Genomic DNA, 14612 nt, shown 5'->3' with positions numbered 1-14612 from the left:
TTTTCTTCTTAATGAAAGAGGTAGGTCACATCAAGTGTATCAATCCTTTCTAGAAATGCCCTAAGAACTAATCGAAAGGGGCGGTCTAGGGGCGTTATGTTCCGGTAAATGCCCCGTCTAGTTTCTATACAATATAACGTTTTCCTATCCTTCGGGTCGCTTGGGGCGTTACTTTTAAGAAATATGAAAGAAAACCCTTCCCCCCTGCCGAATAACTACAAAAAAAGGTTGAGATAACGCCCCAACCGACCCATCAATGGATAAGTCAGATAGGACTCATCTATCGAAAAATTTGTTTACAAGTAGGCGTCCCGGAGGGCGCCTCCATTCGTCATATCAATCCGATTCAAAAACCCTTATGAATAGATATTATTACCATGAAGTACACCTGGAGTAACAAGGACGTACTACATTATCTATTCGGAGGCGAACATATTGCTTACTATTTTTTGCACGTCTGACATAGTTCATTTGCATGAAAAGCTCCCCCTGACGCTGACCACTGCCGTTTCACACGAGCTTTTCCAGCTATGCAAGTTGCTGAATTCCGGCGAGAACGACACTGACTTTGGGCTAAACACTATAGGGTATACCATTGCCTTTCTGGAACATCATGAACCTCTATCCAGCCTAAAAACCTTAGAACTCACGTACCCCTTTCTCCATGTGGAGTATGTGGAACTCCATGAGCTCCCAGAAGTACAGTATTATCGAATTCTGCTCATGTATGACAATGAAAGCTTTACGACTGTCTTTTCCGTAAAGGGCACTCAGAATACTAAACTTGAGGAATGGCTTGCTGATCAAGCGATTCCTGGGGAGGTTGAAGACCAATGAAGGGCAAAGACAAAGAACCTCCAGCTAAGCGTATTGAGGTTATTTCTCTGCGAATGGTACGGGAAAAAACATCATTACTCTATTCCAATCGCGTGATTCGTTCGCCTCTTGACGCGGCTGACTTATTCCGCCAATTCATTGGTGATTGTGACCGAGAATCGTTTTGTATTCTTTGCCTCAATACGAAAAATGAGCCAACGGCTATTCATCAGGTATCCTGTGGTTCACTAAACGCATCTATTGTTCATCCGAGAGAGACATTTAAGCTGGCTATACTTGCAAATTCAGCATCTATTATTGCATGCCACAATCATCCCTCTGGCCAGCCAGAGCCTAGTCTTGAGGACGTTGAAATCACAGAGCGATTGAGGGACAGTGGCTGTCTGCTTGGAGTAGACTTACTGGATCACGTCATCCTAGGCGACAATTCTTTCGTCAGCATGAAGGAACGCGGATTAATGTAATCATCCACCATTAGAAACGCTAACAACAAGGAGGATTCCGATCATGTTATACTTCACCATCATTTCTCGAAAAAAACTCAAGCAATCCTGCACTGAACCCGATTCTAGTTCCATGCAGTCTGCAGAACAGGTAAGGGAAACACCTGAACGATACTATCAGCCTGCCGTTGAACTGCTGGATGCTATTCTCAAAAAAACGTCTTGAGCAATAATCGTTTATATCATTCTTACTGTGGCTCCTCTTGTGAGGGGCCGATCCTTTACCGACCTTGCACGTTTAGAGAGGGGAATTCCTATGACTTTAAGAGCTGCCTTTTATGGACGATTTTCAAGTGATAACCAGAGAGATGAATCCATTGATGCACAAAAACGAGCAGCCGAACATTTCTGTAAGTCAAACGGCTATAAAATTGTAGTAGAATACGAAGATCGAGCAAAGACAGCAACTTCTGACAAGCGTCCTGGCTTTCTGCGGATGATCGAAGACAGCGGAAAAGGGTTGTTCGATGTACTCATCATCCACAAACTGGACCGCTTCAGCCGCGACAAATATGATAGCGCCAAATATAAACGAACTTTAAAAATGAATGGCGTACGCTTGATTAGCGTAACGGAAAATCTGGATGACTCCCCAGAGAGTATCATTCTAGAATCTTTGCTCGAAGGTATGGCAGAATATTACTCTAAGAACCTTGCGCGGGAAGTAATGAAGGGCATGAAAGAAACCGCCTATCAATGCAAGCATACAGGAGGATTGCCGCCAATCGGCTACTCGGTTGATCCCGTCACCAGACAATACATTATCAACAATGACGAACGCGGAATCGTGGATACAGTTTTCTCGATGTTTCTCGCAGGCTATGGTTATAACCAAATCATTCGGGAACTGGCAGATAAGGACTACAAATCACGATATGGTAAGCCTATCAGTAAGGGGACTTTAGGTACTATTCTCCGTAACGAGAAGTACACCGGAACCTACATCTACAATTTGACGGACGGGAAGGATGTGCAAGGCAAGCGGAACGGCAACCGTAAAAAAGATAATGCCGATGTCATTCGGGTGGAAGGTGGCATGCCAGCGCTCATCTCGAAGGAAGTCTTCCAGCAGGTTCAAGAAAAGATGGACAGCAACAAACGTCAGCCTGGAGCGTATAAGGCTAAAGAAGTTTACCTACTAAGCGGCCTAATTGTCTGTGGTGAATGCCTGAAAAATGTTGGCACTCCGTATTCTATGATGGGTAATACAAAGTTCAGCGGAAGAAATAAGCTCAAATACGTTACCTACCGCTGTGGCAATCGTGATCGGACGAAAGAATGTAATAACCCTGAGCTGCGCCGAGAATACATTGAAAACTACGTTATCGCTCAATTGCAGGAGAAAATATTTAATGATGAGGCCATTCCGCTGCTTGCCAAGCAACTGAATGACCACCATAACTCCAAGCAATCAAACGTAAAAGGTGAGCGAGAACGCCTAGCTAAGAGCCTAGAGGGTATTGATCGTCAGATTACAAATATAGTTAATGCCATTGCTAGCGGCACTTTCAATATTGCTTTGTCTAGTAAGCTTGAGGAATTGGAGCAGCAGAAACTACAGCTTGGGCAAAAGCTGCTCGAAGCTAAGGCGATAACAGAAAAAGCAGCCATCACAGAGGATACTCTGCGACAACTGCTTTCTAAGTTTGGAGTCCACGTTACAAACCATGATCTTCCTGAAATCAAAAAGTTCATTGGCAGTTACGTAGAAAAGGTAATCGTCTACAAAGAGCATGTAGAGGTAATCTTTAAACTCCAAGTTGTGGATTTGGCATATGGAGCCGAGGGGAGTCGAACCCCTGTCCGAAGATAACGGCACATAAGCTTCTACGAGTGTAGTCACAGTTTTGATGTCACCCGAGTATCGCCCCGTAACCGGCTATACGTTGGGTCAGCCTGATTATCTTCTTCCGTTGACCCCAGGCGGAGACCAGACGGCGTATCCCACTACTTGTTAGCCCCTATCCCTGTCACATGGGCGATGCAGGGTAGAAGCACGCGCGCAGTTTCTTAGGCTGCGAAAGCGTAGTTGTTTTGTTGTTTGCCGTTTAATAGGCTTTAGCGTTGATGAAGCGGACGCGTCCCCACTACTCGCTACTCATGCTCGAACTACCCCCGTCGAATCCAAGAACGGCCCCTCATTATAAAGGGCGCTTCGGATCAAGCGGATCCTCCAAGCAAGAGAGATCCAATCCACAGCTTCTTCTTCAAGAAGTCTGTAACGAAGCAATAATCTTACTTACTCAGTATATCACATTTATCAATACTTTAACACGTGGGTTAAAGGAATTGAAGGTGGAAACTGGTACTCATTTGAATCGTTCATTCTTCCTAGATTATCTGGCGATCTTTTGCTTCTCACGCAATACACGCTGGATATCACGCTGAGCATCACGCTTAGCAGCAGAGTCACGCTTATCGTACTCTTTCTTACCTTTACCAAGACCAATCAACAGCTTCGCATAACCATTTCGCACATAAACCTTAAGTGGCACAATCGTAAATCCATCTCGCTTGGACAAGCCCAACAGTTTATGAATTTGCTCTTTATGCATCAGCAATTTACGAGTACGCGTCGGGTCAGTAGGGTTAGCACGATTACCTTGTTCAAAAGGGCTGATATGCATGTTGTGAATGTGAATCTCACCGTTACGGATCGTAGCAAAAGCATCTCCAATATTAGCGCGGCCATTACGCAGCGACTTGATCTCTGTACCTGTCAGCACCAAGCCAGCTTCATAAGTATCCTCGATAAAATAATCATGGGAAGCTTTTTTGTTCTGGGCAAGTACTTTCCCGTCTGCTTTTTTACCCATGAGAATCACTCCTTGAATCATATTCATAAGTTAAAGTAACCATGTCTCACTAATCTTAAACGACATAGTTATCGAACGTCTGATCTATATTGTAACAAATGGAATCGATTGTGCGCAAGGAAGGATCAGGTAATCCTTTCTCAGTCATTTTGACAACTAGTTGTCAGCAAGTTTACCCATTAATTAACTTTAATTACATTTGTTTATAAAAAAGATGTTTATGTTTCTATATTCACACATCCCAATTAACTCATACCCTTTTTTTCACTCTCTCCCTCGAACACTAAAGCTAACTAAGCTACATAAATGCACTTTATACCTCTATTTAATATATTTAGACGCTTGATGGTTGTTTAGTTGTACTTTCTGCAGTTAAAAACTCGAAGTCATGCCGTTTTGAAGGTACTGATCCAATTTAGATGTACAAAGTGCAATTAACCTCATTATTTACTGAAACGCCAGAATTTTAACTGCACACTATGCAATTAAAAATAAGCATCGTGATAACACTAGTTACTTTGCTCCAATCCAAGTGTCATAGTTGCAAAAACGACGTTAGTACAAAGCTTCTTCTGACTATTACTCAACAAACTTGTGGCAACCAATATTCTCGTTCAGAAACGATAATTTCACACTTGAACCGAGCTGCAGAAAACAATTAAAAAAGCACCGCCCCCAGCAAAGGGGCGGTGCTTAGTCTTGCGTCATAGAGCTACGAAACGTAGCCCATAACGTTATTTATTTCTTCTTTCTCTTACGAGGAGCTCCGTCTGGAGTGCTGCCCGTAGTGTCACTACGTTTAGAAGTGGCTTGTTCAGACGTCTGAACGTTGCCCGGTGTCACGGACTGACCGATGAACACACCGCTTTTGTTCTTCTTTTTCCGGCGACCTTTACCTGTTGGAGCGCCGTTACGACCTTCTCCACCGCCAAAGTTACCGCCGCGGTCCTCGCGGCTGCGGAACTTCGTGTTGCCATCCAGGCCGCGAACTTCGCCGCCGGAAGACTCGGACGCAGGAGCGCCGTATCCGCCTTTGCCGGAGCCAAAGCCGAAGCTGATGCCGCGTCCACCACCGGCACCGCCGTTGTCCCCACCGCGGCCTCGACCGCCGCTGCGCTCACGCGGTGCGCCTGCGTTGCCGCCGGCTTCGCCCCCGCGCTCTGCGCCGGTGCTTCCGCCCGGCGCTGTAACTACCCGGCTCGCATCCTCGCCGGCATCACGCCCGCGCTTCCGCTTTCCGCGTCCGCCCGGTGCACCAACACCGGCCGCTTCGCGCGGCCCTTCGCCGGCGCGCACACCTGCGCCCGGCTTGCCCTTGCCCGCGCCTACAGCAGCGCCGGGCTTGCCTTTACCGCCGCGGCTCTTACTGCCCGCGCCGCCTTTACCCCCGGCTGGCGCCTTGAAGCCGCCGCTACCTGGACGGCCGCCTTTGCCACTGCGGCCGCCTCCAAAACCACCGCCGCGATGCTCACCTGGCGCGCGTGGTTTCATGTCGACCAACTCGAAATCGATCGTGTGGTCATCCATATTTACCTTGGCGACTCGAATCTTCACCTCGTCGCCAATACGGAACACCCGTGATGTGCGCTCGCCAATGAGCGCCATATGCGCCTCGTCGAAGTGATAATAATCGTCGCTCATTGCACTGAGACGAATGAGTCCTTCGACGGTGTTGTCCAGCTCGATGAACATTCCGAAGCTGGTCACACTGCTGACCATAGCCTCGAATTCCTCGCCTACTTTATCTTGCATGTATTCAGCTTTCTTCAGCTGCTCTGTATCACGTTCAGCCTCTACCGCCACACGCTCACGTTCCGAGGACTGCTGAGCAATGTCAGGCATCCGGCCGGCCAAATAATCATGTCGTTTCTGGCTCAGCGCCCCTCCATTCTCAATCACTTCACGCATTACGCGGTGAATAACCAGATCGGGGTACCGGCGAATTGGAGAAGTAAAGTGAGAATAGTATTCTGCAGCGAGTCCGAAATGGCCTGTGCTCTCTGCATCATATTTCGCCTGCTTCATGGAACGCAGCATCATTGTGCTAATAACGGTCTGTTCTTTAGTTCCTTGAATTTGCTCTAACAAATCCTGCAAAGCACGTGGATGAACCGAATTGCCGCGTCCCTTCACGTGATATCCGAAATTAGCCGCAAAAGCCATAAAATTCTGCAGCTTCTCTGGGTCTGGATCTTCGTGAATCCGGTAAAGGAACGGAACCTTCAGCCAGTGGAAATGCTCAGCGACCGTTTCATTCGCTGCGAGCATGAATTCCTCGATAATCTGCTCCGCTACAGAACGCTCACGCTTCACAATATCTACAGCCTTGCCGTTCTCATCCACAATGATTTTGCTCTCTTCGAAATCAAAATCAACCGCGCCCCGCCGCATCCGCGCATCGCGCAGCTTCATCGCCAGTTCTTTCATGAGACGGAAATCATCGATTAATGGACTATAACGCTCCAGCAATTCTGGATCTTCATCCTCCAAAATTTTACGAACATTAGAATAAGTCATTCTTTCTTTGGTGCGAATCACACTGGTAAAGACATCGTGCTTCACAACCTTCATGTGTTCGTTAAATTCCATCTCGCAGGACATCGTTAAGCGGTCAACCTGTGGGTTCAAGCTACAAATCCCGTTAGACAAACGGTGAGGAAGCATCGGAATAACCCGATCCACCAAATACACGCTACAGCCCCGATCGTACGCTTCTTTATCAAGTTCAGAGCTCTCACGCACGTAATAACCTACATCCGCAATATGCACGCCTAGCTTGTAATTCCCGTTCTCCAATCGCTGAACATTAACGGCATCATCCAAGTCCTTAGCATCTTCGCCATCAATCGTGACAATGTTTAGTCCGCGCAAGTCGCGCCGTCCCTGCTCAGCAATTTCCTCTTCTGTGATTGAATCCGGAGCATTGTCCGCTTCGTACATCACTTCAGCCGGAAATGCCTCTGGTAGCTGATGCTTACGGATGATAGATAGAATATCGACTCCCGGATCATCCTTATGTCCGAGAATCTCAATAATTTCACCTTCTGCTGCTGATCGCCCTTCTGGATAATTCACGATGCGCACAACGACCTTTTGCCCGTCTACCGCCCCCATGAAGGATTGCTTAGGAATAAAAATATCACGGTTAATCCGTTTATCATCAGGCAGCACAAAACCATAGGTCTCTAGATTTTGAAATACGCCGACCGTTTGCAATACGCCACGTTTTACAATACGTTCAACTTCACCTTCCATACGTCCGCCGGACGGACTTTTAGAGGTAATACGGATCAAAACGATATCGCCATTCATAGCTCCCTTTAGATCATTCGCATGGATGTACACGTCAGGATGATCACGATCATCCGGGATCAAAAAAGCGAAGCCTTTCGCATGAGCCTGTAACCGGCCTCGCAGTAAATCCATTCGTTCCGGCACGCCATAACGTGCATTACGAGTTAATACAATTCTTCCGTCCTGCTCTAATTCAATTAGTAGTTCCTCGAACTTTTTAAACCCTGTGCTATCTTCTAGAGCAAAATGGCTCACCAGCTCTTCATAAGTCATTGGTTTATATGCAGTTTCCCGCATGAAATCGAGTAATATTTCTTGTGTTATCATGTTCGTCACCCCAGCCCTCCGCGGCTCCAAGCCGCTGGCAAATATGTATGTCTTGTCCTGCTCTGTAGTAATGCCAAGTAAAATTTACCTTTACCTACTTCATACCCTAGTATACACGAAATCAATCCTGCGCATCCCTGTTACTGTCATCCAAAGGTAAACGCAGTACAAAATTTCAGTCACAACGAAGAAGATAGTCTATTTATTAGGGCTCTACTGTACCGAATCTTATTCATTCTTTATGCAAAGAAAAGCACCTACAGGTGCTTATCCCCTTTTAATTATAACAAAAAAGCCTTCGCTCCATTCCATTCAGAACAGAGCGAGGGCTTACTGTAGGTACTTTAGTCAATGAAAACAGCAGCTAGAATCGCCATAATGAAGAATCCTGCAGCAAGTCCAACAGTTACACGTTGTAGTACGAGTTCCATACCACGAGCTTTTGTTTTACCAAAGAGATGCTCAGCACCGCCGGAGATGGCACCGGAAAGACCCGCGCTTTTCCCCTTTTGCAGAAGAACGACCGCAATAAGACCGACGGAAAAAATCAGGAGCACAACTTTCAAAAAGATATCCATTCACTTCCACCTCCTACGCCTAAGCATCACTATCTATGGTAATTGAGGTTATCACGATACATAAACAGTATTCTTATTTTATCATAGCGTTGTCGGTAATACAACCGCCTAGACTGTTAAGTCGTAGCTTTTCTTGTAAGATAAGGAATTACATAGCGTCTGCGTCTCTTTGAGTACAAAAAAGACCCGCCATAAAGGCGGGTCTTCGTACTCTGCTATAAAAGCAGATTATCTTTTAAGGTTGTAGAAGGATTTCAGGCCGTTGTATTGAGCCAATTCACCCAACTCGTCTTCGATGCGAAGCAATTGGTTGTATTTAGCAACACGGTCTGTACGGGAAGGAGCACCAGTTTTGATTTGACCAGCATTAGTCGCAACAGCGATGTCAGCGATTGTGCTATCTTCGGATTCACCGGAACGGTGAGAGATAACTGCTGTGTAACCAGCACGTTTAGCCATTTCGATAGCATCGAAAGTTTCAGTCAATGTACCAATTTGGTTAACCTTAACCAAGATGGAGTTACCGATACCTTTTTCGATACCTGTTGCAAGACGCTCAGTGTTTGTAACGAACAAGTCGTCACCAACCAATTGAACTTTGTCTCCCAATTTTTCAGTAAGCAATTTCCAACCATCCCAGTCGTCTTCGGACATACCGTCTTCGATTGTGATGATAGGATATTTTTCAACCCATGAAGCAAGAAGGTCAACATACTCAGCGGAAGTGTAAGATTTACCTTCGCCAGCAAGGGTGTATTTACCGTCTTTGTAGAACTCAGTGGAAGCAACGTCCATACCCAAGAATACGTCAACACCTGGTTTGTAACCAGCTTTTTCGATAGCTTCGATAATTGTAGTGATTGCTTCTTCATTCGAACCAAGGTTCGGTGCGAAACCACCTTCGTCACCTACAGCTGTGTTCAGGCCTTTGGATTGAAGTACGGATTTCAAGTTGTGGAAGATTTCAGCACCTGTACGAAGAGCTTCTTTAAAGCTTGGAGCTCCTACAGGAAGAACCATGAACTCTTGAACATCGATGTTGTTGTCCGCATGCTCACCACCATTGATGATGTTCATCATTGGTACTGGAAGAGTCTTAGCGTTGAATCCGCCCAGGTATACGTACAAAGGAATATCCAAAGCTGCTGCAGCTGCGCGAGCTACGGCCATGGATACAGCTAGGATCGCGTTAGCGCCCAATTTACCTTTGTTATGAGTTCCGTCCAAAGTGATCATCAATTTGTCGATGCCCACTTGGTCAAGAGCGTCCATACCGATAACTTCTGGAGCGATGATTTCATTTACGTTCTCAACAGCTTTCAGAACGCCTTTACCCATGTAACGGGATTTGTCGCCATCACGAAGCTCTACAGCTTCATGAGCGCCAGTGGAAGCGCCGGAAGGAACGATAGCGCGGCCTTTAGCACCGGATTCAAGATAAACGTCAACCTCTACAGTAGGGTTACCACGGGAGTCAAGGACTTCGCGAGCATAAACATCAGAAATAATAGTCATTTTAGTTAATCTCCTTTAAACAATGTTTTGGTTTTAATTGTTGAAGCTTAATCTCAGGTATTGTTTCCTTATTTGCGACTAGCGATCATGGATTGACCAGTCATTTCCGCAGGTTGCGGAATTCCCATCAGATCCAGAATGGTTGGTGCTACATCAGCAAGGATACCGCGATCGCGCAATACAACATTTTCATCCGTAAGGATGAACGGAACCGGGTTAGTGGTATGAGCTGTGAACGGACGACCGTTCTCATCAAATACCATGTCTGCATTACCGTGATCGGCGATAATGATCGCAACGCCACCCTTGGCAACTACTGCGTCCACTACTTTACCTACACACTCATCCGTTACCTCTACAGCCTTGATTGTTGGCTCCAGCATACCGGAGTGTCCAACCATATCAGGGTTTGCAAAGTTAAGGATAATAGCATCCTGTCTTTCCGCTTCGATTTCTGCTACGCAGGCTGCAGCCACTTCGTAAGCACTCATCTCAGGTTGAAGATCATAGGTTGCTACTTTAGGAGAGTTGATCAAGATACGAGTTTCTCCTGGAAGTTCCTCATCACGTCCACCACTGAAGAAGAACGTTACGTGCGGATACTTCTCAGTTTCCGCGATGCGCAGTTGCTTCTTGTTGTGTTGCACAAGTACTTCACCCAATGTGTTATCCAGGTTCTTCGGTGAATAGGCTACATAACCTTGTACCGTTTCGCTGAAAGTAGTCAGGCATACGAAGTGCAAGTCTTGTGGGAACAACGGACCCCGGTCGAAACCGCGGAAATCTTGATTCGTGAACACTTGTGACAACTGAATAGCACGGTCAGGGCGGAAGTTGAGGAACACGACGGAATCGCCGCTCTCTACTGCCGTTACCGGCTTGCCTTCACTGTCTACAATCACGCTAGGTTCAACGAATTCGTCGAACACGGAATTTGAATAAGAAGCAGTGATAGCTTGCAGAGCATCCGTGTATTTAGGGCCTTCGCCATAAACCATAGCACGATAGGCTTTTTCTACACGATCCCAACGTTTGTCACGGTCCATGGCGTAATAACGTCCGGATACCGTTGCAATTGTACCTACTCCAACTTCTTCAATCTTAGCCACCAGATCTTGGACAAACTTCTTACCACTATCTGGAGGTACATCACGGCCATCCATGAAAGCATGGATATACACTTCGTGCATATCTTCTTTCTTAGCCAGGTCAAGCATAGCAAACAGGTGGTTAATGTGGCTATGTACCCCTCCGTCGGATACAAGCGCGTAAAGATGAAGCTTTTTACCTGTGTTCTTAGCATTTCTAACTGCGGCTACCAGTGTTTCATTATCGAAGAATTCGCCCTCACGGATCGATTTATCAATACGAGTCAAATCCTGGTATACAATCCGTCCTGCACCAATATTTAAGTGCCCTACTTCAGAGTTGCCCATTTGGCCTTCTGGAAGACCAACAGCTTCACCACAAGCAGTAAGGGTAGTATTAGGATATTGTTTCAAGTAACGGTCATAGTTAGGTTTGTTAGCTTGAGCAACGGCATTACCTTCAGATGTTCCACGCAAACCGAAACCATCCATGATGATCAAAGCTACAGGTCTTGGAGCTGACATCTTACTTCGCCCCCTCAACCAATTGAACGAAGGAAGCAGGCTGCAAGCTGGCACCGCCAACAAGCGCACCATCGATGTCGCTTTGGCCCATGTACTCAGTTACATTCTCAGGCTTCACGCTGCCGCCGTATTGAATACGAACAGCTTCAGCTGTTGCAACATCATACAGATCTTTTACAAGACTGCGGATGTACGCAATAACTTCGTTAGCATCTTGGGAAGTGGAAGATTTACCTGTGCCAATAGCCCAGATAGGTTCGTATGCAATGACAACTTTTGCTGCTTGCTCAGCACTAAGGCCTTGGAATGCAGCTTCAGTTTGTACTTTACATACAGCTTTCGTTTGATCAGCTTCACGCTCTTCAAGCTTTTCGCCAACACATACGATTGGAGTGATACCGTGACGGAATGCAGCATGCATTTTCTTATTCACGATTTCATCTGTTTCGCCAAAATAAGCACGACGCTCTGAGTGACCAATGATTACATAGTCTACGCCAAGATCGCTAAGCATTACACCACTGATTTCTCCTGTGTAAGCACCGTTATCTTCAAAGTGCAGGTTCTGTGCGCCAATCTTGATGTCTGTACCTTTTGCAGCTGCTACAAGTGCAGGCAGGTTAGTAAATGGAGCGCAGATTACAGTCTCAACGCCTTCTACTTCTGCTTTGCCTTTGATGTCAGCAATAAAGCTTTCTGCTTCAGGAACTGTTTTGAACATCTTCCAGTTACCCGCAATAATTGGTGTTCTCATGAATTAAATTGCCTCCTTCTATACGTCTTACTTGTCGTTCAGTGCTTCTACGCCAGGAAGCGCCTTGCCTTCCATGAACTCAAGGGATGCACCGCCACCAGTGGAGATGTGATCCATTTGGTCAGCCAGGTGGAATTTTTCTGCTGCTGCTGCGGAATCTCCGCCGCCAATAACAGTGTAACCTTCAGTTGTTGCACAAGCTTTTGCTACTGCAAGTGTACCTTCAGCGAATTTATCGATTTCGAATACGCCCATAGGTCCATTCCAGACAACCAGCTTGGAGTTTTTGATAATATCGGCATAAAGTTCACGAGTCTTAGGTCCGATATCAAGTCCTTCCCAACCTTCTGGGATTTCATTGTAATTAACGATCTTAGTGTTAGCATCAGCACCGAATTTATCAGCAACAACAACATCAACAGGAAGCATGAAGTTTTTGCCAAGTGCTTTAGCTTTTTCGATGAATCCAAGAGCAACGTCAAGTTTGTCGTTGTCTACAAGTGACTTACCAATTTCGAAGCCTTGAGCTTTAGTGAATGTATAAGACAATCCACCGCCGATCAGAACGTTATCAGCCAAAGACAACAAGTTATCAATAACATCAATCTTGTCTTTAACTTTCGAACCACCGATGATCGCAGTGAAAGGACGTTCTGGGTTAGTAAGAGCTTTACCAAGAACGGTCAATTCTTTCTCCATCAAAAGACCGGATACAGCTGGTAGGAAATGAGCGATACCTTCTGTCGATGCATGTGCACGGTGAGCCGCACCAAACGCATCATTGACGAACAAATCAGCCAATTCAGCAAATTGTTTAGCCAATTCAGGATCGTTCTTTTCTTCGCCTGGGTAGAAACGAACGTTCTCAAGTACAAGTACGTCGCCTTCGCCTAGCTCAGCAATTTTTGCTTTTACAGCATCGCCAACAGCTTCATCAGCTTTAGCTACTGGTTTGCCGAGAAGCTCGGACAGACGTTCAGCAGCAGTAGTCAAACGCATGGAATCTACGAATTGGCCTTTAGGACGGCCCATGTGACTTGCGAGAATAATCTTTGCACCGTTCTCGATCAAATATTTAATGGTTGGAAGTGTTTCGCGAATACGAGTATCATCAGTAATCTTACCGTCTTCTACAGGTACGTTGAAATCCACGCGTACAAATACGCGTTTACCCTTTACTTCTACATCACGGACGCTCTTTTTGTTCATGATTAATTCCTCCACACCCAAAGTTGTTTCTAGCAGGAAACAAGAAATACATTTAGAAAGAGCGGAAACAAGGAACTTCTGTTTCCGCTCTATAGATGTTACTTATATCAAGTCAATTACTTAGCGATTTTAGCGAATTTCTCCAAAGTACGAACCAATTGTGCAGTGTAGGACATTTCATTGTCATACCAAGCAACAGTCTTAACGAGTTGTTTGTCGCCAACAGTCAATACTTTAGTTTGTGTAGCATCGAACAGGGATCCGAAAGTCATACCTTTGATATCGGAAGATACGATTTCATCTTCAGTGTAACCATAAGTGTCTGGATCGGAAGCTGCTTTCATTGCTGCGTTGATTTCTTCAACAGTAACGCTCTTATCAAGAACAGTTACAAGCTCAGTCAGGGAACCAGTTGCAACTGGAACACGTTGAGCCGCACCATCCAATTTACCTTTAAGTTCTGGAATAACAAGACCGATTGCTTTAGCAGCACCAGTAGTGTTAGGAATGATGTTCTCAGCTGCTGCACGAGCGCGTCTGAAGTCACCTTTAGCGTGTGGAGCATCCAAAGTGTTTTGGTCACCAGTGTAAGCGTGAATTGTAGTCATTAAGCCTTCAACGATACCGAACTTGTCGTTCAATACTTTTGCCATTGGAGCTAGGCAGTTCGTTGTGCAAGATGCGCCGGAAATAACAGTCTCAGTACCATCAAGAATGTCATCGTTAACGTTGTAAACGACAGTTTTCATGTCGCCAGTAGCTGGAGCGGAGATAACTACTTTCTTAGCTCCACCTTTCAAGTGTTTTTCAGCTGCTTCTTTAGTTGTGAAGAAACCTGTGCACTCAAGTACGATATCAACGCCTAGGTCGCCCCATGGCAATTCTTCAGGGTTGCGGTTAGCAAGAACCTTAACTTCTTTGCCATTGACTTTGAAGAAGCCATCATGCACTTCAACATCACCTTGGAATTTACCTTGAGTTGTATCATATTTAAGCAAATGAGCAAGCATCTTAGCGTCAGTCAAGTCGTTGATTGCTACCACTTCGATACCTTCTACATTTTGAATACGGCGGAAAGCAAGGCGTCCAATACGTCCAAATCCGTTAATTCCAACTTTTACACTCATTGAATAGTTCCTCCTAGAATTCGTTTTATTTATTCAAAA

General features: G+C 45.7%; 12 protein-coding genes and 1 other RNA gene. 4 read left to right on the top strand and 9 right to left on the bottom strand.

Annotation, left to right across the window (positions count from 1 at the left end; genetic code table 11):
- Positions 1-435: 435 nt before the first annotated feature.
- The 4 genes from ACN6MV_RS00980 to ACN6MV_RS00965 all read left to right on the top strand — a co-directional run bounded on the left by ACN6MV_RS00980 (position 436) and on the right by ACN6MV_RS00965 (position 3153).
- Positions 436-837, top strand: coding sequence for a hypothetical protein (locus ACN6MV_RS00980; protein WP_341429665.1), 402 nt, complete (start codon positions 436-438; stop codon positions 835-837).
- Positions 834-1301, top strand: coding sequence for a JAB domain-containing protein (locus ACN6MV_RS00975; protein WP_341429664.1), 468 nt, complete (start codon positions 834-836; stop codon positions 1299-1301). The genes ACN6MV_RS00980 and ACN6MV_RS00975 overlap by 4 nt, the downstream gene beginning before the upstream one ends.
- 43 nt (positions 1302-1344) lie before the next feature.
- The gene (locus ACN6MV_RS00970) at positions 1345-1506 is read left to right on the top strand and encodes a hypothetical protein (protein WP_341429663.1); all 162 of its coding nucleotides are present in this window, start codon (positions 1345-1347) and stop codon (positions 1504-1506) included.
- A 90-nt stretch (positions 1507-1596) separates the two neighbouring features.
- Positions 1597-3153 carry a recombinase family protein gene (locus tag ACN6MV_RS00965; RefSeq protein ID WP_341429662.1) on the top strand — a complete coding sequence of 519 codons (1557 nt, stop codon included), beginning with the start codon at positions 1597-1599 and terminating at the stop codon, positions 3151-3153.
- Here the strand turns inward: ACN6MV_RS00965 and ssrA are convergent.
- The 9 genes from ssrA to gap all read right to left on the bottom strand — a co-directional run bounded on the left by ssrA (position 3114) and on the right by gap (position 14573).
- Positions 3114-3478, bottom strand: a transfer-messenger RNA (tmRNA) gene (gene ssrA / locus ACN6MV_RS00960). The two genes, ACN6MV_RS00965 and ssrA, sit on opposite strands and share 40 nt — an antisense overlap.
- Positions 3479-3676: 198 nt before the next feature.
- The gene (smpB, locus tag ACN6MV_RS00955; protein ID WP_042123338.1) at positions 3677-4156 is read right to left on the bottom strand and encodes an SsrA-binding protein SmpB; all 480 of its coding nucleotides are present in this window, start codon (positions 4154-4156) and stop codon (positions 3677-3679) included.
- A 738-nt stretch (positions 4157-4894) separates the two neighbouring features.
- The gene (gene rnr, locus ACN6MV_RS00950) at positions 4895-7777 is read right to left on the bottom strand and encodes a ribonuclease R (RefSeq protein WP_419886705.1); all 2883 of its coding nucleotides are present in this window, start codon (positions 7775-7777) and stop codon (positions 4895-4897) included.
- Between the two features lie 344 nt (positions 7778-8121).
- A complete protein-coding gene (gene secG / locus ACN6MV_RS00945; protein WP_042123332.1) occupies positions 8122-8355 on the bottom strand; it encodes a preprotein translocase subunit SecG in 234 nt (77 codons plus the stop codon).
- Positions 8356-8583: 228 nt separating this feature from the next.
- Positions 8584-9870 (bottom strand): phosphopyruvate hydratase, encoded by a 1287-nt coding sequence (gene eno / locus ACN6MV_RS00940; RefSeq protein ID WP_042123330.1) that lies wholly within the window; start codon positions 9868-9870, stop codon positions 8584-8586.
- Positions 9871-9938: 68 nt separating this feature from the next.
- Positions 9939-11483 carry a 2,3-bisphosphoglycerate-independent phosphoglycerate mutase gene (gene gpmI, locus ACN6MV_RS00935; RefSeq protein WP_042123328.1) on the bottom strand — a complete coding sequence of 515 codons (1545 nt, stop codon included), beginning with the start codon at positions 11481-11483 and terminating at the stop codon, positions 9939-9941.
- A gap of 1 nt (position 11484) precedes the next feature.
- A complete protein-coding gene (gene tpiA, locus ACN6MV_RS00930) occupies positions 11485-12237 on the bottom strand; it encodes a triose-phosphate isomerase (protein ID WP_042123325.1) in 753 nt (250 codons plus the stop codon).
- Positions 12238-12264: 27 nt separating this feature from the next.
- A complete protein-coding gene (locus ACN6MV_RS00925; RefSeq protein ID WP_042123322.1) occupies positions 12265-13446 on the bottom strand; it encodes a phosphoglycerate kinase in 1182 nt (393 codons plus the stop codon).
- Positions 13447-13562: 116 nt separating this feature from the next.
- Positions 13563-14573, bottom strand: a complete 1011-nt coding sequence (gene gap / locus ACN6MV_RS00920) for a type I glyceraldehyde-3-phosphate dehydrogenase (protein ID WP_036687120.1) — start codon at positions 14571-14573, stop codon at positions 13563-13565.
- Positions 14574-14612 lie beyond the last annotated feature (39 nt).

It is taken from the genome of Paenibacillus sp. B-A-8 (genome assembly GCF_048572915.1).
Taxonomy (GTDB): domain Bacteria; phylum Bacillota; class Bacilli; order Paenibacillales; family Paenibacillaceae; genus Paenibacillus_AQ.
This window is presented reverse-complemented; position numbering and strand designations above follow the sequence as displayed.